Raw genomic sequence first — 25,130 nt, forward strand, 5'->3', positions numbered from 1 at the left:
GATGGCGGCACCCTATTCGGCCCGGATGTTAGCGGCACGCACCACGCCTCCCCACAGCTCACGATCAGCGGCGATGCGGCGGTCCATCGCCGCCCCATCCTCGAACAGCGGCACCAGGCCCATGCCTTCCAGCCGCGACCGGAAGCCGGGATCGGCGACGGCGGCGGCGGTGCCGCGTTCCCACCGCGCGCGCCCCTCCGCGCTCATGCCCCTCGGGCCACAGAGGCCGAACCAGGTGTAGCTCTCCACCCCCGGCAGCGTGGCGCTGATCGGCGGCACGTTGGGGAAGAGCGGCACCGGGCGGCTGTCGCCCAGCGCCAGCAGCCGCAGGTCGCCATCCTGGATCTGCTTCGTCACGTCGCCGAGGCTCACCATCATGAAATCGGCGCGACCGGCGATGATGTCGAGCAGCGCGGGCGCCGCGCCGCGATAGGGCACATGCACCATCTCCGCCGGCGCGCGGAGCCCGATCAGCACGCCGCCGAGATGCGGCGCCGACCCCACGCCGACGCTGGCATAGGACACGGCTGCGGGCCGCGCCTTCGCGGCCTCCACCAGCTGGGCCAGCGACCGGTAGGGCGATTGCGCGCCGACCACCAGGCCATAGGGCGACAGGGCGAAGAGCGCGACGCCCGAGAGATCCGTGCGCGGGTCGATCGGCAGCCGCGCGCCCGGCAGCTCGGGCGCGATGGCCAGCATGGACATGACGCAGAGCACCACGGCGGAGCCATCGGCCGGGCCGCGCGCGACCTGTTCGGCGGCGATGAAACCCGTGGCGCCGGTGCGCGTCTCCACGACCGGGCGCGCCCCCAGCGCCGGGCCGGCCAGGTCCGCCAGCAGCCGGGCGACGATGTCGGCGGTGCCGCCCGGCGCGAAGCCGTTCACCAGCCGTGGCGGCGACTGCGCCATGGCAGGGAGGCTGAGCGCGGTGAACAGCGCGAGCGCGACGAGGCGACGGAGCATCGGCGATTCTCCTCAGGACCCCTACCCTAGGGGCGGGTTGCGCCCCTGGGGAGTCCGCGCATAGCGTGCGGGGGCGCCATGCCGGTCGTCCGATTCATTACCCATCCCGATGTCATGGTCGATCCGGCCCGGCCCGTGCCGGAATGGCACCTCTCGCCGCGCGGCATCCATCGCGCGCGGCTGATGCTGGGCCGCCCCTGGGTCGCGCGGTTGCGCAGCCTGTTCAGCAGCGCGGAACGCAAGGCGGTGGACACGGCGGCGATCCTGGCGGCGGGCACGAGCCTGGATGTGACCGTGCTGGAAGCGCTGCATGAAAATGACCGCAGCGCCACCGGCTACCTGCCCGGCCCGGTCTTCGAGGCGATGGCCGATGCCTTCTTCGCGCGGCCGGAGGAGAGCGTGCGCGGCTGGGAACGCGCGGTGGATGCGCAGGCGCGGATCGTGGCGGCGGTGGAGCGGGTGCTGGCGATGGCGCCGCCCGGCGATATCGCCATCATCGCCCATGGCGCCGTCGGCGCGCTGCTGCTGTGCCGGCTGAAGGGCGTGCCGATCAGCCGGGCGGAGGACCAGCCCGGCCGTGGCGGCGGCAACCTCTTCACCTTCGACCGCGCCAGCCGGGCGCTGCGGCATGGCTGGCGGCCGATCGAGGGCGGGTAGCCTCACGCCGCGGCGGGGATGCGCCGCGACGACGGGAAGAACTGGCTGTCCGGCCGGTCGAGGCCCAGGTGGTCGCGCAGCGTCGTGCCGCTGTAGCCGTGCCGGAACAGGCCGCGGGCCCGCAGGAGGGGCACGACCTCCGCCACGAAGGCGTCGAACAGCGCGGGCAGCACGGGGGGCATGAGGTTGAAGCCATCCGCGGCGCCGGTGGTGAACCAGTCCTCGATCACCGCCGCCACCTGTTCCGGCGTGCCGGCCAGGCTGAAATGGCCACGGGCGCCGGACAGGCTGTGCAGCAGGGCGCGCAGCGTCGGGCGTTCGCGCGCCACCAGCGCGGTGATGACGGCGGCGCGGCTCTGCGCGGCCTGCACCGTGGCGGGATCGGGGAAGTCATCGACGCTCAGCACCTGGTCGAGCGACAGGTGCGAGAAGTCATGCCCGCCGAAGCGGGCGGAGAGCCGTGCCAGGCCGACGGCGGGGTCGGTCAGCTCGTTCAGCTCGCGCTGCAGGCGCCGGGCCTCGGCCTCCGTCCCCGCGATGACCGGGCTGATGCCCGGCAGCACCAGGATCTGGGAGGGATCGCGGCCCACGGCGCGGGCGCGGGCCTTCAGGTCCGCGTAGAAGCCCTGGGCGGCCTGCTTCTCGAGATGCGCAGTGAAGACGGCCTCCGCATGCCGCGCCGCGAAGCCGCGCCCGGTGTCGGAGGATCCGGCCTGCACCAGCACGGGCCTGCCCTGCGGGCCGCGCGGCAGGTTCAGCGGGCCGGCAACCTGGTAGTGCGGGCCCTGGTGGTCGAAGCGGCGGATGCGGGCGGGGTCGGCGAAGCGGCCGCCATCGCGGTCGTCCAGCACCGCACCATCCGCCCAGCTGTCCCAGAGCTTCTTGACCACGTCGAGGAAATCATCGGCCTGGGCGTAGCGTTCGGCATGCGGCGTCTGCGTCGCCTCCCCGAAATTGCGCCCGGCTTCCGGCAGCCAGGTGGTGACGATGTTCCAGCCGGCGCGGCCGCCGCTGATGTGGTCCACGCTGGCGAATTGCCGCGCCAGGTTGAAGGGCTCCGTGTAGCTGGTGGAGGCCGTCGCGATCAGCCCGATATGGGTCGTGGCGCCGGCCACGGCGGCGAGCGTCGTGATCGGCTCCAGCTGCCCCTTCGCGACATGCTCGACCTCTCCGCCCAGGGCCAGGTGGTCGGCGAAGAAGATGCTGTCGAAGGCCGCGGCTTCGGCGGCGCGGGCCAGGTCCTGGTAGTAGCGGATATCGGTCAGCGCGCGCGGCGTGGCACCGGGGTGGCGCCAGGCGGCTTCGTGATGGCCGCGGCTGTTGATGAAGAGGTTGAGGTGCAGCTCGCGGGGCATGGTCATGCTCCTCCGGTCAGGCGTGTTCGGGAACGCCGAGGGCGTTGAGAAGGGTGGTGCGCAGCGCATCGAAGCCGGCATCGCTGCGGCGGCGGGGGGCAGGCAGGGCGATGGGCAGGTCCCGCGTGATGCGGCCCTGGTCCATCACCAGGATGCGGTCGGCCAGCGTCAGCGCCTCATCCACGTCATGCGTCACCAGCAGGACGGTGGGGCGGTGTCGCGCCACCAGCGCGGCCAGCAGCGCGTGCATGCGCAGCCGGGTCAGGGCGTCCAGCGCGCCGAAGGGCTCGTCCGCCAGCAGCAGCGCGGGTTCGCGCACCAGGGCGCGGGCCAGCGCCACGCGCTGCTGCTCGCCGCCGGACAGCGTGCCGGGCCAGGCATCCTCCCGCCCCTCCAGCCCCACCGCTTCCAGCACGCGGCGGGCGCGGGAATCGGCATCCGGCACCGCGAGGCCGAGGGTGACGTTGGCGAGCACGCGTTCCCAGGGCAGCAGGCGGCTGTCCTGGAACAGGATGGCCTTGTTGCGCGGCGCCTCCACCGTGCCGCCACCGGCCACGCCCTCATCGAGGCCCGCGATGGCCCGCAGCAGCGTGGATTTGCCGCAGCCGCTGCGGCCGATCAGCGCCACGAACTCCCCGGGCTGGAGGTCGAGGTCGATCTCCTCCAGCACCACGCGGCCGGCGAAGGCGCGGGTCAGCGCCTCGATCCTCATGGCCTGCGTCATGTGCCGAGCGCCTTGCGCCAGGACAGCGCGCGGCGTTCCACCGCCCGCACCGCCATGTCCGACGCCAGGCCCAGCACGGCATAGACCGCGAGGCCGACGACGATGACATCCGTCTGCCCGTAGTCCCGGGCGCGGTTCATCAGGTAGCCGATGCCCTCCGTCGTGTTGATCTGTTCCAGCACCACCAGCGCGGTCCAGCAGGCCGTGACCGCCAGGCGCAGCCCCGTGAAGAAGCCCGGCAGCGCGCCTGGCAGCGCCACGCGCCGCAGGAATTCCGCCCGGCCGAGCCCCACGGAGCGCGCCAGTTCCACGAAGCGCAAATCGATGCCCCGCAGCGCCGCATGGGTGTTGATGTAGACGGGGACGAGGACGGAGGTCGCGATCAGGGCGATCTTCATCGCCTCCCCGATCCCGAGCCAGAGGATCGCCAGCGGGATCAGCGCGAGCGTCGGGATGGCGCGCTTCACCTGCACGACGCCGTCGATCGAGGCCTCGCCGAGGCGCGTCAGGCCCGAGGCCAGCGCCAGCACCAGCCCCGCCACGACGCCGATGCCGAGCCCGAGCCAGGCGCGCTGGGCGGAGGCGAGGAAATGCTCCTGCAGGGTGCCGGCCTGGAGCATGGCGAAGCCGGTGGTGACGGCGGTGGAGGGCGCGGCCAGCAGGCGGGGCGAGAGCAGGCCCGTCTGCGAGGCCGCTTCCCACACCAGCACCAGCACCAGCGGGCCGAACAGGATGCCCCAGGCGGGCAGGCGCCGCGGCGCCAGCACCGGCGCGGCGGGGCGCGCGGATCGCGGCCGGGGCGGATCGATCGGCAGCATCACATCCGCGACCGAGATCAGTTCATAGGTCGCCCGGTCGCTGGTGGAATGGCCGCTCATGCCGCGTACTCGGCGATCACGGCGTCGAAGCGCAGGTCGAACTCCTCCCGCGCATCCAGGCGGCGGGGGATGTCGCCGGCGGCGTGGATCAGGTCGATCGTCGCCTGGTGCGGGGCGATGAGCGTGGAGAGCGCGGGAAAGCGGTACTCGCCCTCCGATGCCTCGATGGCGCGGCCATCCTCCGGCCGCAGATTCTGCAGGCGCACGTAATAGGCCTGCACCCATTCCTCCGGCCGCGCCTTGGACCAGCGGCTGGCGGCGATCCAGCGGATGACGAAGTCCCGCAGCGCCGCGGCCTTGGCCGGGTCATCCAGCGCGCGGCCGCTGGCATAGAGGTAGCTGAGCCGCTTCGGCAGATCGGCATACTGGTCCGCCGGCAGGGCGGAGGCGCCGCGATCCGCCCATTGCGCGAGGTAGCGGGAGAAATGCGGCTCGTTCAGCGGCGCGATATCCACCTGCCCGCCGCGCACCGCATCGGGGAAGTCCGAGACGCGGAGCGGCACGAGGCGAACGTCGCGCCGCGTCAGCCCCGCCAGTTGCAGAGCCCGCAGCACGAAGGGCTGGCGGCCCGTACCCTCGGCATAGGCGATGCGCCTGCCCGCGAAATCCTTGAGCGTCGTCACCGACAGCCCCGGGCGCACCGCGAATTTGTAGTCGGGCTCGGTGGAGGCGCGGGCCGCGATGACGGGAATGCGCTCCCCGGCCGCATGGGCCTGGATCGGCGGCGTGTTGCCGACGATGCCGAGGTCGAGCGCACCGGCGCGGAACGCCTCCAGGATGGCGGGGCCGCCGAGGAAATTGGCGTAGCTCACCTGGGCGGCCAGGCGGCCATGCTCGCCGGAGGCCTGCATCATGGTCTGCAGCGCCTGGTTCTGGTCGGCCGCGACCAGCCGCGTGCCGGGCGGCACCCGGCGCGGCAGCTCGCTCGCCAGGGCCGGAGACGCCAGCAGCGCGGGCAGCAGGAAGGTCGCACGGCGGCCGAGCACGGCGCGCCGGGATGGCACGAGAGGCATGAAGGATGGGTCCTTGCGCGGAGGGACGGCGCGGCCCGGCGGGCCGGGCGGAAGGAGGCGGCGGATCAGCCCCGACAGCAGGGCAGGATGGGCGGCATGGGGCGCTCCTCTGCGGCGGGCGGATCGTGCGATCAGCGGTCGCGCAGAGTCAATAAGCCCGATTCAAACATGGTGAATAGGCGATGCCTGCGCGTCCGGCCGTTGAACCGGCCCGCGCTTCCGTCCCCCTTCCGCCCCCGGTACCGTCGCGGGACGCCCGAAGGACGACGCCATGCCCGCCCATCCGCTCGACCCGCTGACCCCCGCGGAAATCCGCCAGGCCGCCGCGCTGGTCCGCGCCGCGCATGATCTGGGCGCGGGCATGATGTTCGAGACGATCAGCCTGCACGAACCCGCCAAGGCCGAACTGCGCGGCGATGCCCCGCCGCCCCGCCGCGCCTTCGTCTGCGCCTTCGACCGCACCGATGGCCGGGTGTTCGAGGCGGTGGCGGACCTGACCGCCGGCGCCATCCTGTCCTGGACGCCGATGCCGGGGGTGCGGCCGCGCATCCTGTTCGACGATATCGAGCTGGTGGGCCGCGTCGCCCGCGCCGATCCCGGTTTCCAGGCGGCGCTGGCGCGGCGCGGCATCACCGATATCGGCCTGGTCCAGGTCGATCCCTGGTCCGCCGGCAATTACGGCCTGCCGGATGAGGAAGGGCGGCGCCTGTCACACACCTTCTGCTGGCTCCGCACCTCTCCCGACGACAATGCCTATGCGCACCCCATCGAGGGTCTCTGCGCCGTCATCGACCTCGACCGCGCCTCGGTGCTGCGGATCGATGACCATGGCGAGGCGCCGATCCCGATGCGCGACGTGAACTACGCCGCGAAGTTCCGGCAGACCTTCCGCGACGACATCAAGCCGCTGGAGATCATCCAGCCGGAGGGCGCCTCCTTCACCGTCGAGGGCCAGGAGGTTCGCTGGCAGAAATGGCGCTTCCGGGTCGGCTTCAACGCGCGGGAAGGCCTGGTGCTGCATGCCCTGGCCTATGAGGACCAGGGGCGGCTGCGCCCGGTGATGCATCGCGGCGCGCTGTCGGAGATGGTGGTGCCCTACGCCCATCCCGGCGGCGGGCATTATCGCAAGAACGCCTTCGATGTCGGCGAATACGGCATCGGCGTGCTGGCCAATTCACTGACGCTGGGCTGCGATTGCCTGGGCGCCATCCACTACTTCGATGGCTGGCTGGCCGACAGCAAGGGCGATCCCTACTGCATCCGCAACGCCATCTGCCTGCATGAGGAGGATCACGGCATCCTCTGGAAGCACACGGATCTCCACACCGGCAAGGTGGAGGTACGGCGCGCGCGGCGGCTGGTGCTGTCCTCCATCTCCACCATCGGCAACTACGAATACGGGTCCTTCTGGTACCTGCACCAGGACGGCTCCATCCACTTCGAGATCAAGGCCACCGGCATCATGAACACCGCCGGCCTCAAGCCCGGGGAGGAGCCGCGCTTCGGCACCATGGTGGCACCTGGCGTCTATGCGCATCTGCACCAGCACGTCTTCGCCATGCGCCTCGACATGGATGTCGATGGGGAAGCGAACCGCGTCGTGGAGGTGGACACCGTCGCGCTGCCGATGGGGCCGGAGAACCCGCATGGCAACGCCTTCGTGCTGCGGGAGACGGTGCTGGAGAGCGAGTTGCGCGCGCAGCGCAACGTCGATTTCCACGCCATGCGCGGCTGGCGGGTGGAAAGCGCCACGGCGCGCAACGCCATGGGCCGCCCGACCGCCTATCGCCTGGTGGCGCAGAATCCCCTGCCCACCTTCTCCGCCCCCGAGGCCAGCGTCACCCGCCGCGCCGCCTTCATGACGAAACAGCTCTGGGTCACCGCCTTCGAGCCCGAGGAGATGTTCGCCGCCGGCCGCTACCCCAACCAATCCGCGGGCGGGGATGGGTTGCCGGCCTGGACGGCGGCGGATCGGCCGCTGGTCGATGCCGACCTCGTCCTCTGGCACTGCTTCGGCCTGCACCACATCCCGCGGCCCGAGGATTTCCCGGTGCAGCCCGTCATCACCGCCGGCTTCGCCCTGCACCCCGAGGGCTTCTTCGACGAGAATCCGGCGCTGGACGTGCCCCCCAGCCGCAGCGCGAAGAGCTGCTGCGTCTGACCGCAGGGCTGCCATGCGCGGAAATTATGTCAGCCCCTCTTACCGTTCCTAAAAGAACGCGGCATGGTAGGGAACGCGCAAGGAAACGCTGGAGGACCCGCCTGATGAGCAACTTCCCGATCACCCGCACAAGCTCGCCCAAGGCGAAGCCCGCCGACGAGACGCTCGCCTTCGGCAAGGTCCTGACCGACCACATGTTCCTCATGAATTACGACGAGGGCCGTGGCTGGCATTCCCCGCGCATCGAGCCCTATGGCCCGCTCTCCCTCGACCCCGCGACCAGCGTGCTGCACTACGGCCAGGCGATCTTCGACGGGCTCAAGGCCTTCCGCGGCGATGACGGCCAGATCCGCCTGTTCCGCGCCGATCGCCATGCGGAGCGTTTCAACCGCTCCGCCCGCATCATGTGCATGCCGGAAGTGCCGGTGGAGTTGGTGCGGCAGAGCTTCGACGCGCTGGTGGGGCTGGAAGCGGATTGGGTGCCGCGCAAGGCGGGCACCTCGCTCTACCTGCGGCCCACGATCATCGCGACCGACGTGATGCTGGGCGTGCATCCCGCCCACAGCTACCTCTATTTCCTGATCCTCTCCCCCGTCGGAAGCTACTACAAGGAAGGGGTGAAGCCGGTGCGCATCCTGGCCTCCGACACCCATGTGCGCGCGGTGCGCGGCGGCACGGGGGAGGCGAAGACGGCGGCGAACTACGCGCAGTCGCTCTCCGGCCAGCAGGACGCCGCGGCGGCGGGCTACACGCAGGTCCTCTACCTCGATGGCGTGCACCGCAAGTACCTGGATGAGGTCGGCACCATGAACATCATGGTCCGCATCGGGGATGAGGTGATCACGCCCCCGCTCGCCGGTACCATCCTGGATGGCGTAACCCGCGCCTCCACCCTGCAGCTCATGCGCGACTGGGGCCTCAAGGTCTCCGAGCGTCCCATCACCATCGACGAGGTCATGGCAGCGGGCCGCGACGGCACGCTGAAGGAGATGTGGGGCACGGGCACCGCGGCCGTCGTCTCCCCGGTGGGCACGCTGGGCTACAAGGGGGAGGACGTGCTGATCAATGGCGGCGTGACCGGGGAGCTGACGCAGAAGCTCTACGACAGCATCGTCGGCATCCAGTATGGCCGGACCAATGATGCGCATGGCTGGACCAGCGTGGTGCCGGCAGTCTGAGGCAGGCGCGGGGCGGCGCCTGCCGCCCCGTCACGCCGCCGGCAGCAGCAGCCGCATCGTCATGGCGCCGTCGGCGCCGCCGGTGCTGGTCAGGCTGCCGCCATGCCGCTCCGCCAGGCGCCGGGCGATGGCGAAGCGCAGATCCTCCTGCGTGCGGGCGAAATCGGACAGCACGGGCGCCGGCTGATCCGGCCCCGACTCGCTGGCCCGGACGGCGAAGCGGGCCTCCGCCATGCCGTTCGCGGCGGGCTGCGCCGCCAGCACGACGGATGCGCCGGGCGAGGCCCAGGCCAGCGCGCTGTCGGCGCAGAGGTCGATGACCCGCCGCAGGTCGTTCGGCAGGCAGCGCACCAGCACGCCCGCGCCCCCTTCCACCACCAGCGCCGCTTCCGGCGGCGGGTCCCGGCGCTGCAGCCGCTGGGCGAGCCGCGTGATGGCGAGGGAGAGGTCGAGCGGCGCCGGCTCCTCCCCCGGCGGGGTGGCATCGGTGCGGTGCAGCTCCTCCACCAGCGCCACGGCCTCCACCGCGCGCTGCACGCCGTCCTGCAGCATCGCCATGTCGTCCCGCGCCGCGGCGTCATCCAGCGTGCCGCCGCGCAGCTTCAGCAGGTCCGCCCCGCCGGCGATGGCGTGCAGCGGCGTGCGCAGCGCGTGGGAGATGGCGTGCAGCTCCCGCCGCAGCGCCTCGGCCGGGGCGAAGCCGCTCGGCATGGCCGAAAGCCGCCCCTCGGCGCCGCCGACCAGGCGTTCCATCTCGGCGCGGGCGCGTTCCGCCTCCTCCGTCCGGCGCAGCAGGTCGCGGCGATGGGCGCCATCCGCGCGGCGCGACCGGGCGCGGGCCAGGCCGCGTTCCACCGCCTCCGCCGCCGCATCCACGGTGAAGGGCTTCGGCAGGAAATCGAAGACATGCAGCCGGATGGCGGCCGCGGCGTCCTGCACCGTGGCGTGGCCGGTGATGACGACGACCTCGATCGCCGCCTCATCCGGCCGGCCGGTCATGATCTGCTGCGCCAGCTTCAGGCCATCCTCGCCCGGCATGCGGATATCCGTGATGACCACGCCGATATCCTCCCGCCCCGCCATCACCGCGCGGGCCTGTGCGGCCGAATGGGCGGTCAGCACCACATGGCCGCACATCTCCAGGCCCTCGGCCAGGTTCAGGACGATATCCTCGTCGTCATCCACCACCAGGACGCAGAGCGGGGCCTCGGGCGGCGGGGCGCCGGCGGCCATCACGGCCGGCGGCCCGGGCAGGAGGCTACGGGCCGGCATATCCGCAGCGACGACGGGCCCGGTGGCGTGATCATGCATGGAGGATGCCACGCGCGGCCGGGGGGCGACAGGTTCTGAATTGAAAGGAGCTTGCCCCGGGCATGGTCACGCCGTGCGGCCGGCAGGGGCGGAAGGGGGAGGAGACGTCATGACCGGGGGCGACGGGCTTCGATGCGGACCTGTCCCATCATGCGCCCCCGCACTTAACCGCGGATGAACCGCCGCCGGAATGGGCACCATGCTGCGGTGCCGAAATCCTGTCTTCCACCCCCTGCCCTGCCGCGTTAGTCCTCCGCCCCCCGCCCGGCCCCCGGGCGGCGAGTCCGCAACACCGGCCGGGATGGGTGCATGACGATCGGGATCGAGATGGGACGCGCGCCGAACGGGGAAGCCGCGACCTTCGACCTCGAGGAACTGCTCTCCACCCGCCTGCTGGTCCAGGGCAATTCGGGGTCCGGCAAGTCCCACCTGCTGCGCCGCCTGCTGGAACAATCCGCCCCCTGGGTGCAGCAGGTGGTGGTGGACCCGGAGGGCGACTTCGTGACGCTCGCCGACAAGCACGGCCACCTGGTGATCGAGGCCGAGGACCATACGGAAGCCGCCCTGGCCCGGGTGGCGGAGCGGGTGCGCCGCCACCGCGTCTCCGTCGTGCTGAACCTGGAGGGGGTGGAGGTCGAGGCCCAGCTGCGCTGCGCCGCCGCCTTCCTCAACGGGCTGTTCGAGGCCGATCGCGACGCCTGGACCCCGCTGATGGTGGTGGTGGATGAGGCGCAGCTCTTCGCCCCCGCCATGGCCGGGGAGGTCTCGGACGAGGCCCGCCGCGCCGCGCTCGGCGCCATGACCAACCTGATGTGCCGCGGCCGCAAGCGCGGCCTGGCCGGCGTGATCGCGACGCAGCGCCTCGCCAAGCTCGCCAAGAACGTGGCGGCGGAGGCGTCCAACTTCATGATGGGGCGCACCTTCCTCGACATCGACATGGCCCGCGCGGCCGACCTGCTGGGCATGGAGCGGCGGCAGGCGGAGATGTTCCGGGACCTCCAGCGCGGGCATTTCGTGGCGCTCGGCCCCGCCGTCTCCCGCCGCCCGCTGCCGATCCGCATCGGCGGGGTGGAGACGGCGTCGCGCTCCGCCGGCCCGGCCCTGGTGCCGCCGCCGGTGGCGAGCGCGGAGGAGGCGCGGGACCTGATCCTGAAGGCGCCGCAGGACGAGGCGCCCCGCCCCGCCCCCGTGCGCCGCGCGCCCAAGCCGCCCATGCCGGACATCCTGGTCCAGCTCTCCCAGTACCGCCCGCCCGCCGCCGCCGAGCCGGCGGAACCCCCGCCGCCCCCGACGCCGGAGCAGCAGGAGGACAGGCGCCGCCGCATGGACGCCATCCTCCGCCAGGTGCTGGCGGACCCGGAGGCCGCCTTCCGCCCGGCCAGCGTGCTCTACCAGGATTTCCTGGTCCGGCTCCGCATCCATGAGGTGGAGGGCCCGCCGGACCTGCCCGCCTTCCGCCGCATGCTCTCCACGGCGCGGGCCGGCATCGACCCCGATGTGGCGGAGGGCGAGGCCTGGCAGGGCGCGGTGGCGCGGGCGGAAGCGCTGCCCGAGGATTCGCAGGGCGTCTACCTGCTGCTGGCCCGCGCCGCGCTGGACGGCCTCCCCTGCCCCTCCGACGCCACCATCGCGAGGGCCTATGGCAGCCACTCCCTCGGCCGCGCGCGGCGCCTGCTGGCCTGGATGGAGGAGCGCAAGGCCATCGTGCTGCGCGCGGAGCGTGGCGGGCGGCGCGTGGTGGCGATGGTGGGCCTGGGCTGGGAGACGGCGCCGGGCGATCCCGACGGACCCGCGGAGGATGCGGCCGCGGCGTGAGGCCCCCTTTCTCACCTCGCCATCGCGGCCCAGACTGCGCGCCATGACGAGGAAGGAGGCGCCGGCGATGGCGCAATCGGTGGGCCGCAACGGCTTCGCCCTCACGCTGGAGAAATCGCCCGCGCGCGGGACGCGCGGCGTGGTGGCGACCAACCATCCCATGGCCTCCGCCGCCGGCGCGGAAGTGCTGCTGGCCGGCGGCAATGCGGTGGATGCCGCCATCGCGGCGCTGTTTGCGCTGACGGTGGTGGAGCCGATGATGGTCGGGCTGACCGGCGGCGGCGTCTGCCACCTCCGCATGGCCGATGGGCGGCACAAGGTCGTGGACGGCCTCAGCACCGCGCCCGCCGCGGCGAGCCCCACCATGTACACGCCCGCGCCGGGTTCGGCGCCGGAGGAGCGGGAGACGGTGGGCCGCGCGAATGCCATCGGCGCGCTCTCCGTCGCCGTGCCGGCGGCGCTGCGGGCCTGGTGCGTCACCTTGGCGGAATACGGGACCTGGCCACTGGCCGATGTCATGGCGCCGGCCATCCGCCTGGCGAGCGAGGGCTTTCGCGTCACGCCCTACCTCTCCGACTCCATCGGCGATGCCGGCGCCGACCTGGCGCGCGACCCGGACCTCGCCGCGCGCTTCCTGGCGGGCGGGGCCAAGCCCGCCGTGGGGTTGAAGCTGGTGCAGGGCGCCTATGCGGAGACGCTGCGCTGCGTGGCCCGCGAGGGAGAGGCAGCGCTGCATGGCGATGGGTCGCTCGGCGGCGTCGTCGCCGATGCCATCGCGAAGATGGGCGGCATCATCACGCGCGACGACCTCCGCGCCAGCCGCCCGATCCAGCGCGACCCGATCGGCGGCACCTATCGCGGCTACGAGGTCTTCGCGCCCCCGCCGCCGGCCTCGGCCGGCGTGCATGTCGCGCAGATGCTGAACGTGCTGGAGGGCTTCGACGTCGCGGGCATGGGCTTCGGCACCGTGGACGGCTTCCATCTGGTCGCGGAGGCGCTGAAGATGGCCTTCGCCGACCGTAGCGCAGCGACGGCCGACCCCGACTTCGTCAAGGTCCCGGTCGCGCACCTGACCTCGAAGGACTACGCGGCGCTGCGTCGCGGCGAGATCGACCTGGCGGCGGCGAAGGCCTGGGCCTCGCATCCCTCGCTGATGGAATCCAACTGCACCACCCATGTCACCGTCGCTGATGCCCACGGCAACATCGTCGCCACGACCCAGACCATCAACGCGCTGTTCGGCGCCCGCATGGCCATCCCCGGCACGGGCCTCATCTGCAACAACTACATGCATAACTTCGACCCGCGGCCGGGGCTCGCGCTGTCCGTCGAGGCGGGCAAGCGCGTCTATACCTCCATGGCGCCGACCATCGCGCTGAGGGACGGCAAGCCCGCCTTCGCGCTCGGCCTGCCGGGGGGCTTGCGCATCTTCACCTCTGCCTTCCAGGCCGTGCTGAACCTGATCGACCACGGCATGACGCTGCAGCAGGCGGTGGAGGCGCCGCGCATCTGGACGCAGGGCCAGGCGCTGGAACTGGAGCCCGCCGTGCCGGCCGAGGTCGCGGAAGGCCTGGCCGCGCGCGGCCACAAGGTGCAGCGCGTGCGCACCATCGGCGGCGGCATGAACGCCATCGCCTTCGAGGCCGATGGATCGATGACCGGCGCCGCCTGCTGGCGCGCGGATGGTTCGGTGGTGGCACTCGGCGGGGGGCTCGCGCGCGCGGGCATCCGCTTCTCCGCCGACGCCCCTGTTCTCTGAGGAAAGACACGATGACGACGAAGATTGCCCTGCTGCAGCCCATCGCCGGCGAGATGGCCGACATCATCCAGTCCCTGCTGCCCGAGGGCTTCACCGCCACGGCCGTGAAGGGCCGGAGCGTGGAGGACCTGAAGGCCGAGGTGGCGGATGCGACCTATGCGCTGTGGTGGGACGTGCCGGTGCCGGCGGAGGTGCTGGCCGCGGGGCCGAAGCTGAAGCTGGTCCACAAATGGGGTGTCGGCATCGACAACATCGACCTCGACTATTGCCGCGCCCACGGCATCAAGGTGGCGCGCACCACGGGCAGCAATGCCGCGCCCGTGGCCGACTTCACTATTGGCCTCATGCTGGCGTTGGCGCGGCGCATCGTGCCCGCGCATAACAGCACGGCCGCTGGCGGCTGGGCCAAGAACGAGGTGTGGAAGCAGTCCATCATGGTGTCCGGCAAGACCGTCGGCATCATCGGGCTCGGTGCCATCGGCAAGGGCGTGGCGAAGCGCCTGCAGGGCTTCGATTGCCGCGTGCTCTACTACAGCCGCACGCAGCTGCCGCCGGAGCAGGAGAAGGCGCTCGGCGTCGAATACCGCACGCTCGACGCGCTGCTGCCGGAGGTGGACATCCTCTCGCTGAACTGCCCGCTGACGCCGGAGACGGCGAAGATGATCGACGCCAAGGCCTTCGCGAAGATGAAGCGCGGCGCGCTGCTGATCAACGTCGCGCGCGGCGGCGTGGTGGTGGAGGCCGACCTGGTGGCGGCGCTGAAGGACGGCACGCTGCGCGGCGCCGCCGTCGATGTCTTCGACCAGGAGCCGCCGCCCGCCGACCACCCGCTGCTGCACATGGACAACGTGATCGTCACGCCGCACTGCGCCTCCACGGCCTATGAGAACAGCCGGCGGAGCATCCAGCACTGGCTGGGCAACATGATGCGGGTGGAGAAGGGCGAAGCGATCCCGGAGCAGGATCGCGTGGTGGACTGAAGGATCGACCCCTCACCCAACCCTCTCCCCCGTCCGGGGGAGAGGGCTTTTCACGTTACTGCTTGGCGTAGTGGTGGCAGAAGCCGGCGCCGATCTCCGTCAGGCGGTCGGCGATCAGCTTACCGGATTCCGCGCTGCACAGCCGCGGATCGCCGGTGCCGAGGCCGTTGGGGCTGACCGCATCATACTCGATGGGGACGGTGACTTCCGCGCCCTGGAAATCGAGCGCACCCCAGCCGCTGAAGGGCAGGCCCAACGCTTCCGGCTTGCCGCTGCGGGGCTCCGGCACCAGGTCCCCGCGGATGCGTTCCGGGAACAGGTGCATGCAGAGGCTGGTCAGCGGATCGGCGCCGTGGCTCGACACCGCCTTCGCCTTCTCCGCGCCCAGCAGCTTCGGCATCTCCGCATAGGCGATGCGCCAGAGATACAGTGCCGGGATGACGAGCCCCGTCTTGTGCATCACCGCGCGCGTGGCTTCGTTGATGACGGTGACGTTGCCGCCATGGCCGTTGATGACGATGAGCTTCGTCAGCTTGTGGCGCAGCAGCTCCCCGAACAGCTCATCCAGCACGGCGCGGAAGGTGGCGGCGGAGAGTGCGATGCCGCCCGGCATGGGGCCGAAGAAATCGCCCTTGCCGAAGGGCAGCACGGGCGCCACGACGGTGCGCGTGCCCTCCGCCGTCGCGCGCAGCGCGATCAGCTCCGCCATCTTCTCGGCCAAGAAATAGTCGCCCATCGGCGCGTGCGGGCCCTGGTCCTCATGACTGCCCATGGGCAGCAGGATCACGGGGTTGGTGGCGTAGAGCGCGCGGGCCTCGCCGCCCGTGATCTCCCCCATACGCACCTTGGTCGGGGACAGCGTCGTCATCTGGCTCTTCCTCTTGTTCAGCCGATCTCTTCGGCCCGGATGCAGGCCACACGGTGCCCGCTTTGGTCGAGGCTGCGAAGCGGGGGCACCGCCTCCGCGCAGGCGGGGCGGGCATGCAGGCAGCGCGTGCGGAACACGCAGCCGGATGGCGGGTTGGTGGGGCTCGGCGGCTCCCCCGGCAGGATCACGCGCTTCGCGCGCTTCGCGGGATCGAGCATCGGCGTCGCCGACAGCAGCGCCACGGTGTAGGGATGCAGCGGCCGCGCGAAGACCTGGGCGACGGGCCCTTCCTCCATGACGCGGCCCAGATACATGACGATGACGCGGTCACAGAGATGCCGCACCACCGGCAGATCATGGCTGATGAACAGCATGGCCAGGCCGAGATCGCCGCGCAGCTCCGCCAGCAGCTTCACCACCTGCGCCTGGATGGAGACATCGAGCGCCGAGACCGGTTCATCCGCCACCAGGAAATCGGGCGAGGTCGCCAGCGCGCGCGCGATGCCGAGGCGCTGCCGCTGCCCGCCGCTGAACTCATGCGGATAGGCGCCCATGCGCTGCGGGTCGAGGCCCACGCGCCGGAACAGCGCCGCGGTGCGCTCCTCGCGCTCGGCGGCGTTCAGCGTGGTGTGGATGGTCAGCCCATCCATCACCTGCGCGCCGATGCTGCGCCGCGCATCGAGGCTGCCGAAGGGGTCCTGGAAGACGATACCCATGCGGGCCCGCAGCTTCCGCCATGCGCTGCTGCCGGGCTTGGGCAGGGGTTCGCCATCGAAGCGCACGCTGCCGCCCGTGGCCGCCAGCAGGCCCAGCAGCAGGCGTCCCAGCGTGGACTTGCCGCTGCCGCTTTCGCCGACGACGCCCAGCGCCTCACCCTTCGCGACGGTCGCATCCACGCCGGCGACGGCGCGCACGGGCCGCCCGCCGGCCAGGATGCCGCGCGGGGCGAAGCTCATCTCCACCGCCTCCGCCACTACCAGCGGCGCGGTCATGGCGCGATCTCCCGCCAGCGGATGCAGCGCACGGCACGGTCCCCCTGCCCTTCCAGCGCGGGCGGCGCGGCGTTGCAGGCCTCCGTCGCATGGGCGCAGCGCGGCGCGAAGCGGCAGCCCGGCGGCCACTGGTCGGGCCGCGGCACGACGCCGGGGATCCCCTCGGGCTCCACATCGCCATCCGGCACGGCGGCGAGCAGCGCGCGGGTGTAGGGATGCAGCGGGTGGGCGAAGACCTCCGCCACCGGGCCGCGCTCCACCACCTGCGCGGCGTACATGACGACGACGTCCTCGGCCACTTCGGCCACGACGCCGAGCGAATGGGTGATGAGCACGACGCCCATCCCCTCCTCCCGCCGCAGCACCGCGAGCAGTTCCAGGATCGCCGCCTGCACCGTGACGTCGAGCGCCGTCGTCGGTTCATCCGCGATCAGCAGCCGCGGCTTGTTGGCGATGGCCATCGCGATCATCACGCGCTGGCGCATGCCACCGGAGAGTTCATGCGGATAGGCGCGGGCGCGGCGTTCAGGATCGGCGATGCCGACGCGCTTCAGCAGGTCCACTGCTTCCCGTCGCGCGGCCTCCGCCGTCACGTCGCGATGGGCGCGGATGGCTTCCGCCACCTGGTCGCCGATGCGGTGCACGGGGTTCAGGCTGCTCATCGGGTCCTGGAAGACCATCGCCATGGCGCCGCCGCGCAGCTTGCGGCGCTGCGCCTCCGGCATCCGCAGCAGGTCCTCGCCCTCGAACCGCGCGACACCATCGGCGGCGCGCGCCGCGGGCGGCAGCAGGCCCATGATGGCCGTGGCCGCCATGGATTTGCCGGAGCCGCTCTCCCCCACAATGGCCAGCGTGCGGCCGGCGGAGAGGCTGAAGGAGACATCCTCCACCGGCTTGATGACGCCGCCCGGCACCGCGATCTCCACCGTCAGCCCCTGCACCTCCAGCAGCGGCGCGGGCGAGGCCGGCGGGGGGAACAGCCCCGGCAGCAGCCGGTCCACCAGCCGCAGCCGCTTGGCACCACCGCCACCGCGCTTGTCCGCGATGTCGCGCACGGCGTCGCAGAGGATGTTCATCGCGAGGATGGTGAAGGTCAGCGCCACGCAGGGCCAGACCAGCAGCATCGGCGCCTGTTCCATGGTGGATCGCGCACCACGGATCATCAGGCCCCAGGACGGCGTCGGCGGCACCACGCCGAGGCCGAGGAAGGAGAGCCCCGATTCCAGCACCACCGCCGCCGCGACGGCGAGGGAGAATTGCACCAGCACCGGTCCCGCGATGTTCGGCAGCACCGTGCGCAGCAGGATGCGCGTGGTCGGCGCGCCGAGCGCGCGCACGGCCTCCACATAATCCTGGTTCCGCGCCGACAGCACCTCCGCGAAGCTCACGCGGATGAAGCCGGGGAGGTAGAGGACCGACAGCACCAGGATCAGCGTCGCCGTGCCCGGGCCGAGCAGCGTGACGACCAGCAGTGCCAGCAGCACCGGCGGGAAGCACAGCACGACATCCGCGCCGCGGATCGCCAGGAACTCCGCCACCCCGCGGAACCAGCCGCCGAGCAGCCCGAGTGCCGTGCCGACCACGGCCGCGATGGCGGAGGAGATGAAGGCCACCATCAGCGACGACCGCGCGCCCCAGATCAGGCGCGACAGCACGTCCCGCCCGAATTCGTCGCGCCCGAGCGGGCTGCCCGGCAGCCAGGCCGCGAGCCGGTTCGCGACATCCTGCCGGATCGGGTCCGGCATGGGCAGCAACGGCGCCGCGGCCGCGACCAGGCAGATGAACAGGACCGCGAGGCCCGGGAGATAGAGGCGTCTCATGACCGGCTGATCCGCGGATCGAGGGCGGCGTAGAGCAGGTCCATCGCCAGGTTGATGAGCAGGAACAGCGCGGAGACCGTCAGCACGATGCCGACCACCATCGGGTAGTCCCGCCCCTCCACCGCGCGCAGCAGCGGCGTGGAGAGGCCCGGCCAGTTGAAGACGTATTCCACCAGCACCGTACCGCCAAGCAGCGTGCCCATCTGCAGGCCGAGCACGGTGGTGACGGGGATCAGCGCGTTGCGCACGACATGGCGCGTCAGAACGCGCCGCGGCGTCAGCCCCTTCGCCCGCGCGGTGCGGACATGGTCGCGGGACAGCGCATCCAGCACGGAAGCGCGCGTCATGCGGAAGACCGTCGCCGTCAGCCCCTTGGCGATGGCGATCGCGGGCAGCGACAGCAGCAGCAGGTGGCGCGCGGGGTCCTGTGCCAGCGGCACGTAGCCCCCCGCCGGCATCCAGCGCAGTGTCTGCGCCAGCAGCAGGATCAGCAGCGTGCCCAGCACGAAGACCGGCACCGCCTGCAGCAGCGCCGCCACCCAGGATGCGGCACGGTCGAAGGCCCCGCCAGCGCGCACCGCGGCATAGGTGCCGGCCGGCAATGCGATGAGGATGGAAAGCAGCGTGCCGGCCAGGATGAGTTCGAGGGTGCGCGGCAGGCGCAACAGGATCTCCTCCGCCACCGGATAGTCATCCACCAGCGAATTGCCGAGGTCGCCGCGCGACAGCCCCTCCAGGAAGGCCAGGTATTGCTCCCAGATCGGCCGGTTGAGGCCGAGCTTCTCCCGCAGTTCGGCGATGGCATAGGCATCCGGCATGGCGCCACCGGTGGAAAGCAGCAGTTCCGCCGGATCGCCGGGGACCATGTGCAGCGCCATGAAGACGACCGTCGCCACCACCCACATGAGCAGCAGCGACACGCCGATGCGCTTGGCGATCCAGAGCATCAACCGAAGGCCGCGAATTCCAGCAGGGCGCCGGATGCGGTGGACAGCGCGGCGGGCAGGTTGGCGAAACCCGTGATGCGGCGGTCGAAGCCGTAGCCCTGCTCGCGCCAGGCGAGGCCGACCAGCGGTACTTCCTCCAGCGCCGCGCGCTGCATGTCGCGATAGATCTCGATGCGCTTCGCCTGGTCGAATTCCTGCCGGCCCTTCGCCAGCAACTCCGTCGTGCGCGGCGCGCGGACGCCGAAGGAACGGCCATGCGCGGGCGACAGGGACGTATCCATCACCACGCTCAGCCCATCCGGATCGTTGAATTCGGAGGAGACACCATGTACCGCCAGGTCATACTGCCCGCGGATGCCGCGGCTGACGCGCGTGGACCAGTCCACCAGCTGAAGCTCCGCGCGGATGCCGATGGCCGCCAGGTATTGCTGGCTGATCTCCGCGCTGTCCTTGTGCATGGCGAATTGCGAGGCGGCGAGCAGGGTGGTGTTGAAGCCGTTCGGGTGGCCCGCCTGCGCCAGCAGCGCCTTCGACCGCTCGGGATCATAGGCGTGGCCGCGGGAGAGTTCCGCATCGAACCAGGGCGTGCCCTCGGAGATCGGCATGCCCTCCAGCACCTTGCCGCGGCCGGAGAAGGCGACGCGCACGATGTCGTCCCGCTTCACCGCATGCGCCACGGCGCGGCGCACCAGCGGGTTGTCGAAGGGCGGGCGCGTGCCGTTGAACAGGATGTCCATGAAGGGGCCCATCTGGGTCGCCAGCGTGAGGCGCGGATCGGCCTCCACCGCCGCCATGCCGGACCAGGGCACGTATTCGATCATGTCCATGTCGCCGGATTGCAGCGCGGCGAGGCGAAGGTTCTCATCCGCATAGACGGTGAAGCGGATGGTGCGCGTGCGCGGCAGGCCGGGCACCCAGTAGTTCGGCACGGCCTGCACCTCGATCCAGGTGCCGCGTTCCTGCGACGTCACGCGGTAGGGCCCGCAGCCGACCGGCGCGTTCATGTCGCGCGACCCGCGCCAGACGATGGCCATGTTGTAGTTGGTGAACCACAGCGGGACGGTGGCGGAGGGTTCCTTCATCACCAGGCGCACGGTATGCGCATCCGGCGTCTCGACGCGCTCCACCTGCTGCATCTGCTGGCGGTAATAGGCGGTGGAGCGTTCGGCGGCCATCTGCTCGATGGTCCACTTCACATCCTCGGCCGTCACCTTCTCCCCATTGTGGAAGACGGCTTCGGGACGCAGCTTGAAGACCCAGGCGCCCTGCGCATCCAGCGACCATTCGCGCGCCAGCTCACCGCGCATCTCCCCCTTCTCGTCGAAGCCGACCAGGCGGCGATGGATCAGCAGCTTCACCGTGCCGGCGGAAGCGCCGGTGGAAACCCACGGCTGCAGGTTGGGCGGCCAGGCCGAAAGGCCGTAGCGGATCGTCGCCGGCCGCTGCTGCGCGCGCGCCGGGTTGACCAGCACGGGCAGCATGGCCCCGCCTGCGGCGGCGCCGAGAAGGGTGCGTCGGTTCAGCGTCGGCATGGGGACATCCTGCGGCTCCGGTCCCTGCGATGCCACGGGACGGGGCCGTCCCTGTCAAGCGGAATGCGGCCGCAAAAATTCCCTCTCAATCGCCGGATGCGCGAAACAACATCACCGACGATGGCGGGATGGTGAGGAAAACAGCCTCCCCCGGCCGCGGCACGGGCGATCCCTCCTGGCTCGGCCGCTTGGCGAAGAAATCCGGCAGGCCCGCATAGGACAGGCGAAGGCGGCAATGGTCGCCGAGATAGACGACCTCCGTCACCACGGCCCGATGCCCGGCTTCCGCCAGCTGGACTTTCTCGGGCCGGATACAGGCAAGAACACGCTCGCCGGCGGAAAAGCCGTGCGGCGCCGTGGCCAGCATCGTGCCATCGGCAAGGCGCAGCGTGGCGGAGTCGGCGACCACCGCCTCCATCCGGTTGTTCTCCCCGATGAAGCCCGCGACGAAGGCGTTGGCGGGGTGTTCATAGACCGCATCCGCGGTGCCGAGCTGCTGGATGCGCCCGCCTTCGAACACCGCGATGCGGTCGGACATGGTCAGCGCTTCCGACTGGTCATGCGTGACATAGACGATGGTCACGCCGAGCGTCGCGTGGATGCGCCGGATCTCCAGCTGCAACTCCTCCCGCAGCTGCTTGTCGAGCGCGCCGAGCGGCTCATCCATCAGCACCAGGCTCGGCGAGAAGATCAGCGCGCGGGCCAGCGCCACGCGCTGCTGCTGCCCGCCCGAAAGCTGCTGCGGGCGGCGATCCCCGAAGCCCGACAGCCGCACCATCTCCAGCGCCTTCGCGGTACGGCTGGCGATCTCCGTGCGCGAGGTGCCGCGGACGGACAGGGGAAAAGCCAGGTTCTGCGCCACCGTCATGTGCGGGAACAGCGCGTAGTTCTGGAACACCACGCCGATGCCGCGCTTGTGGGGCGGCACGGTGTCGATGCGCCTGCCCTCCAGCTCGATCACGCCGGCGGAGGGATCCTCGAACCCCGCCAGCATCATCAAGGTCGTCGTCTTGCCAGAGCCGGAAGGGCCGAGCAGCGTCAGGAACTCGCCGCGCGCGATGTCGAGGTCGAGCGCCGCCGCCACTTGCGTGCGGCCGTCATAGGATTTGCTCACGCCCCGGAAGCGGACGATCGGCTCGCTCATGCACGGCCCCTTCGTTCGGCACGCAGGCGCAGCGCCTCGCTGACCAGCAGGAAGACCAGGGAGCAGAGGAACAGCAGCGTGGCCGCGGCCAGGATGGTGGGGCTGAGGAATTCCCGCACGCTGGCATACATCTGCCGCGGCAGGGTGAACTGGCCGGGCCCCGCCATGAACAGCGTGATGACGAATTCGTCGAGCGAGGTGGCGAAGGCGAAGATGGCGCCGGCCGCGATGCCGGGCCAGATGTTCGGCACGACGATGCGCAGGAAGGCCGTGGCCGGCGAAGCGCCGAGCGAGGCCGCCGCGCGCAGCAGCGTCGCATCGAAGGTCTGCAGGGTGGCCAGCACGCTCACCACGACGAAGGGAACGGCCACCACCGTATGCGCCAGCACCAGCCCCGGCAGCGATCCCGTCAGCCCCACCAGCGAATAGGCGAAGAACATCGCGGCCGCGGTGACGATGTAGGGCGTCACCATCGGCAGGGTCAGGATCGTGACCAGCACCGCCTTGCCGCGGAACCGGCCGAGTTGCAGGCCGAGCGCCGCCATCGTCCCCAGCACCGTCGCGACCAGCGTCGTGGCGCCCGCGACGATAAAGCTGTTCTTCATCGCCAGCAGCCAGCGCGCGCTGTCCAGGAACTCCCCGTACCAGCGCAGGGAGAAGCCCCGCGGCGGCAGCGCCAGCAATTCGGTGGGGGAGAAGGACAGCAGGATCACCGCTACCATGGGCGCCAGCAGGAAGGCCAGCACCAGCCCCGTGACCAGGCGCAGCAGCAGGCGGGCCAGCGGCGATTCCCGCATCAGGCACGCCCGCCGATCGTCGCCACGCCGCCCGTCAGCACGCGCGCCAGGCCGATCGCGGCCCCCGTCAGCGCCAGCAGATAGGCCGACAGGGCCGCGGCCATGCCCCAGTTCACCTCCCGGTTCATGAAGTAGGCGATGAACCAGGCGACCATCTGGTCGCGGTCCCCGCCCACCAGCGCGGGCGCCGTGTACATGCCGACCGCGAGGAGGAAGACCATCGCCGCCCCGGCCAGCACGCCCGGCAGGCTCATCGGCAGATAGACGCGCAGGAAGCGCTGGAAGCCGTTGGCGCCGAGGGAGGCTGCGGCGCGGAGGTAGCTGCCATCCAGCCGCTTCATCACGCTGTGCATCGGCAGCACCGCGAAGGGCAGCAGCACATGCACCAGCGCCACCACCACCGCGATGCGCGTGCCGACGATCTGCACCGGCGCCTCCGTCAGCCCCAGCGCCATCATCGCCTGGTTCACCGGGCCTTCGCGTTGCAGCAGCACGAACCAGGCGGTGCTGCGCACCAGCACGCTGGACCAGAAGGGAATCAGCACGAGCGTCAGCGCGATGGACGACCAGGGCGCGCGCAGCTTCGCGATGGTGTAGGCGACGGGATAGGCCAGCAGCACGCAAAGCGCCGTCACCAGCAGGCTGATGCCGAAGGTCCGCCAGAAGAGCTGGCGGTACAGCGCCTCATCCGCCGCCACCGCCTGCACGCCGCCATCCGGTGCGCGCTGCAGATCCATGGCGCGCAGCAGGTAGAGCGGCGTCACCGGCCCGCCCGCGCGGGCGACCAGCAACCAAGTCTCGCTCTCCCCCCAGCGGGGATCGAGCGCCACCATCGATGCCGCATAGGGCGCGGCCAGGCGGCCGGAGGCCCGCGCGGTGCGCAGCAGCAGGCCGCGCATGCCCGTGCGTTCGAAGTTCAGGCGCTGCGCCATGTCGCCGATGCGCCGTTCCTCCAGCGCCTGGCCAAGCTCCTGCGCCATGGCGGCGAAGGCGGCCTCCGGCGGCAGGCCCTTGCCATCCCAGGCGGAGAGCGCCGCCCGGGTGCGCGGCAGCGTCGCCGCCACTTCCCGGTCCGCCACCGCGGTGAACAGCGCGAAGCCCACGGGCAGCAGGAAGCTGCCCAGCATCAGCAGCATCAGCGGCGCGATGAGAAGCGCGGCGAGCCAGTTGGTACGTCGCATCGCCGCGCGCCGATCAGGTCAGGTCAGCGATTCACCCAGGCGGCGAAGCGCTGTTCCAGGTCCGGCCCGTATTCCAGCCAGAATTCGGTATTGATCTCGAGCCCGCCGGCCTGGTGGTTCGTCATCATCAGCGGGTTGCGCGCGCGCACATCGGGGTCGTTCGCCACCGCCGCCGTCGCCGGGTTGATCGGCCAGAGCTTCGTCAGCTCCATCACCGGCCCCGGCTCCGTGATGTGCTGGATCAGCCGCATCGCCGCCGCCGTGTTCGACGAACCCCGCACCACCGCCCAGCTGTCATAGGCGTAGAGCAGCGTGGACCAGCGCAGCGCGTAGCGCGCGCCGGCGCGGATGCCGTTGGCGGTGCGGCCGACGAAGCCCAGCGCGTAGGCGACCTCTCCGGAATTCACCAGCTCGATCGGCTGCTGCCCGCCGGTCCAGAACACGAGGTTGGGGCGCAGCCGGTCCAGCGCCGCGAAGGCGCGCGCCTGGCCGGCCGGCGTCGCCAGCACGCGATAGACATCGGCGGGCGCCACGCCATCGCCCATCAGCGCCGCTTCCAGCGTGATGCGCGCGCCACGGCGCAGCGTCCGGCGGCCGGGGAAGCGCTGCGTGTCCCAGAATTCCTGGAAGGTCGAGGGGCCGTTGGGGTTCCGGCCCTCATCGTAGAAGACCGCGACGCCCCAGCCGATGGCGCCCGCGCCGCAGGTGGTGGCGCCGCCCGGCATGAACTTGGCGCGGTCCACCACGCTGTAGTCGATGCGTTCGAAGATGCCGTCCTCGCAGCCGCGGATCAGGTCCGGCGCTTCCACCAGCACCACGTCCCAGGTCACGTTGCGGGCCTGCACCATCGCGCGGATGGGGCCGACATTGTAGTCATAGGCCGTGTCCACCACCGGGCCGCCGGCAAAGGTGGAGAAGAGCGTCCGCCGCATGTGGTCCTGCAGCGCGCCGCCGCCGGCCACCACGGTCAGGTCCCGCGCCATGGCGGGCGACGCCGCGGCGGCCAATCCGATCGCCAGCCCCGCCAGCTTTCCCAGCAAACGCTTCATCCCGCC

Annotated in this window: 21 protein-coding genes; 6 read left to right on the forward strand and 15 right to left on the reverse strand. The window is 71.3% G+C overall.

Going from position 1 to position 25,130, the window contains the following annotated elements; genetic code table 11:
• Positions 1 to 12: 12 nt before the first annotated feature.
• On the reverse strand, positions 13 to 963 hold the full coding sequence (locus JJI54_RS14450; protein ID WP_203073706.1) for a Bug family tripartite tricarboxylate transporter substrate binding protein: 951 nt from the start codon (positions 961 to 963) through the stop codon (positions 13 to 15).
• Between the two features lie 78 nt (positions 964 to 1,041).
• Here JJI54_RS14450 and JJI54_RS14455 point away from each other — a divergent pair, with 78 nt between their 5' ends.
• The gene (locus tag JJI54_RS14455; protein ID WP_203073707.1) at positions 1,042 to 1,620 is read left to right on the forward strand and encodes a histidine phosphatase family protein; all 579 of its coding nucleotides are present in this window, start codon (positions 1,042 to 1,044) and stop codon (positions 1,618 to 1,620) included.
• A gap of 2 nt (positions 1,621 to 1,622) precedes the next feature.
• Here the strand turns inward: JJI54_RS14455 and JJI54_RS14460 are convergent, their stop codons facing one another.
• From JJI54_RS14460 to JJI54_RS14475, 4 genes are read right to left on the reverse strand one after another with little or no spacing between them, the layout of a single operon-like run.
• The gene (locus JJI54_RS14460) at positions 1,623 to 2,975 is read right to left on the reverse strand and encodes an LLM class flavin-dependent oxidoreductase (RefSeq protein ID WP_226381762.1); all 1,353 of its coding nucleotides are present in this window, start codon (positions 2,973 to 2,975) and stop codon (positions 1,623 to 1,625) included.
• Between the two features lie 16 nt (positions 2,976 to 2,991).
• On the reverse strand, positions 2,992 to 3,699 hold the full coding sequence (locus JJI54_RS14465; protein ID WP_203073709.1) for an ABC transporter ATP-binding protein: 708 nt from the start codon (positions 3,697 to 3,699) through the stop codon (positions 2,992 to 2,994).
• Complete coding sequence (locus tag JJI54_RS14470) at positions 3,696 to 4,577, reverse strand: ABC transporter permease (protein ID WP_203073710.1); 882 nt, start codon at positions 4,575 to 4,577, stop codon at positions 3,696 to 3,698. Before JJI54_RS14470 ends, JJI54_RS14465 begins: the two co-directional genes overlap by 4 nt.
• Positions 4,574 to 5,590, reverse strand: a complete 1,017-nt coding sequence (locus tag JJI54_RS14475) for an ABC transporter substrate-binding protein (RefSeq protein ID WP_203073711.1) — start codon at positions 5,588 to 5,590, stop codon at positions 4,574 to 4,576. The genes JJI54_RS14470 and JJI54_RS14475 overlap by 4 nt, the downstream gene beginning before the upstream one ends.
• Before the next feature lie 271 nt (positions 5,591 to 5,861).
• Between JJI54_RS14475 and JJI54_RS14480 the strand changes: the two genes are divergently transcribed.
• Positions 5,862 to 7,751, forward strand: coding sequence for a primary-amine oxidase (locus tag JJI54_RS14480; RefSeq protein WP_203073712.1), 1,890 nt, complete (start codon positions 5,862 to 5,864; stop codon positions 7,749 to 7,751).
• A 104-nt stretch (positions 7,752 to 7,855) separates the two neighbouring features.
• Complete coding sequence (locus JJI54_RS14485; RefSeq protein ID WP_203073713.1) at positions 7,856 to 8,929, forward strand: branched-chain amino acid aminotransferase; 1,074 nt, start codon at positions 7,856 to 7,858, stop codon at positions 8,927 to 8,929.
• Between the two features lie 30 nt (positions 8,930 to 8,959).
• On the opposite strand, the gene JJI54_RS14490 is transcribed toward JJI54_RS14485, so the two are convergent.
• Positions 8,960 to 10,162, reverse strand: a complete 1,203-nt coding sequence (locus JJI54_RS14490; protein WP_203073714.1) for an ATP-binding response regulator — start codon at positions 10,160 to 10,162, stop codon at positions 8,960 to 8,962.
• A gap of 387 nt (positions 10,163 to 10,549) precedes the next feature.
• Here JJI54_RS14490 and JJI54_RS14495 point away from each other — a divergent pair, with 387 nt between their 5' ends.
• From JJI54_RS14495 to JJI54_RS14505, 3 genes are read left to right on the forward strand one after another with little or no spacing between them, the layout of a single operon-like run.
• Positions 10,550 to 12,055: an ATP-binding protein gene (locus JJI54_RS14495; RefSeq protein ID WP_164693928.1), complete on the forward strand. Its 1,506-nt coding sequence runs from the start codon at positions 10,550 to 10,552 to the stop codon at positions 12,053 to 12,055.
• 43 nt (positions 12,056 to 12,098) lie between these two features.
• Positions 12,099 to 13,814: a gamma-glutamyltransferase gene (gene ggt, locus JJI54_RS14500; protein ID WP_318987511.1), complete on the forward strand. Its 1,716-nt coding sequence runs from the start codon at positions 12,099 to 12,101 to the stop codon at positions 13,812 to 13,814.
• A gap of 11 nt (positions 13,815 to 13,825) precedes the next feature.
• Positions 13,826 to 14,794 carry a 2-hydroxyacid dehydrogenase gene (locus tag JJI54_RS14505; protein ID WP_203073715.1) on the forward strand — a complete coding sequence of 323 codons (969 nt, stop codon included), beginning with the start codon at positions 13,826 to 13,828 and terminating at the stop codon, positions 14,792 to 14,794.
• A gap of 55 nt (positions 14,795 to 14,849) precedes the next feature.
• Here JJI54_RS14505 and JJI54_RS14510 read toward each other — a convergent pair whose 3' ends face one another.
• The 9 genes from JJI54_RS14510 to JJI54_RS14550 all read right to left on the reverse strand — a co-directional run bounded on the left by JJI54_RS14510 (position 14,850) and on the right by JJI54_RS14550 (position 25,124).
• On the reverse strand, positions 14,850 to 15,662 hold the full coding sequence (locus JJI54_RS14510) for a creatininase family protein (RefSeq protein ID WP_226381763.1): 813 nt from the start codon (positions 15,660 to 15,662) through the stop codon (positions 14,850 to 14,852).
• A gap of 17 nt (positions 15,663 to 15,679) precedes the next feature.
• Positions 15,680 to 16,654 (reverse strand): ABC transporter ATP-binding protein, encoded by a 975-nt coding sequence (locus JJI54_RS14515; protein WP_203073716.1) that lies wholly within the window; start codon positions 16,652 to 16,654, stop codon positions 15,680 to 15,682.
• Positions 16,651 to 18,474, reverse strand: a complete 1,824-nt coding sequence (locus JJI54_RS14520; protein ID WP_203073717.1) for a dipeptide/oligopeptide/nickel ABC transporter permease/ATP-binding protein — start codon at positions 18,472 to 18,474, stop codon at positions 16,651 to 16,653. Before JJI54_RS14520 ends, JJI54_RS14515 begins: the two co-directional genes overlap by 4 nt.
• On the reverse strand, positions 18,471 to 19,421 hold the full coding sequence (locus JJI54_RS14525; RefSeq protein ID WP_203073718.1) for an ABC transporter permease: 951 nt from the start codon (positions 19,419 to 19,421) through the stop codon (positions 18,471 to 18,473). The genes JJI54_RS14520 and JJI54_RS14525 overlap by 4 nt, the downstream gene beginning before the upstream one ends.
• A complete protein-coding gene (locus JJI54_RS14530; protein WP_226381764.1) occupies positions 19,421 to 20,953 on the reverse strand; it encodes an ABC transporter substrate-binding protein in 1,533 nt (510 codons plus the stop codon). The genes JJI54_RS14525 and JJI54_RS14530 overlap by 1 nt, the downstream gene beginning before the upstream one ends.
• 85 nt (positions 20,954 to 21,038) lie before the next feature.
• On the reverse strand, positions 21,039 to 22,097 hold the full coding sequence (locus JJI54_RS14535; RefSeq protein ID WP_203073719.1) for an ABC transporter ATP-binding protein: 1,059 nt from the start codon (positions 22,095 to 22,097) through the stop codon (positions 21,039 to 21,041).
• Positions 22,094 to 22,894 (reverse strand): ABC transporter permease, encoded by an 801-nt coding sequence (locus tag JJI54_RS14540; protein WP_203073720.1) that lies wholly within the window; start codon positions 22,892 to 22,894, stop codon positions 22,094 to 22,096. The genes JJI54_RS14535 and JJI54_RS14540 overlap by 4 nt, the downstream gene beginning before the upstream one ends.
• Complete coding sequence (locus tag JJI54_RS14545; protein WP_203073721.1) at positions 22,894 to 24,075, reverse strand: ABC transporter permease; 1,182 nt, start codon at positions 24,073 to 24,075, stop codon at positions 22,894 to 22,896. Before JJI54_RS14545 ends, JJI54_RS14540 begins: the two co-directional genes overlap by 1 nt.
• Positions 24,076 to 24,098: 23 nt before the next feature.
• Positions 24,099 to 25,124, reverse strand: a complete 1,026-nt coding sequence (locus tag JJI54_RS14550) for an extracellular solute-binding protein (protein ID WP_203073722.1) — start codon at positions 25,122 to 25,124, stop codon at positions 24,099 to 24,101.
• Positions 25,125 to 25,130 lie beyond the last annotated feature (6 nt).

The sequence above is a fragment of the Falsiroseomonas ponticola genome (assembly GCF_016805305.1).
GTDB lineage: Bacteria > Pseudomonadota > Alphaproteobacteria > Acetobacterales > Acetobacteraceae > Falsiroseomonas > Falsiroseomonas ponticola.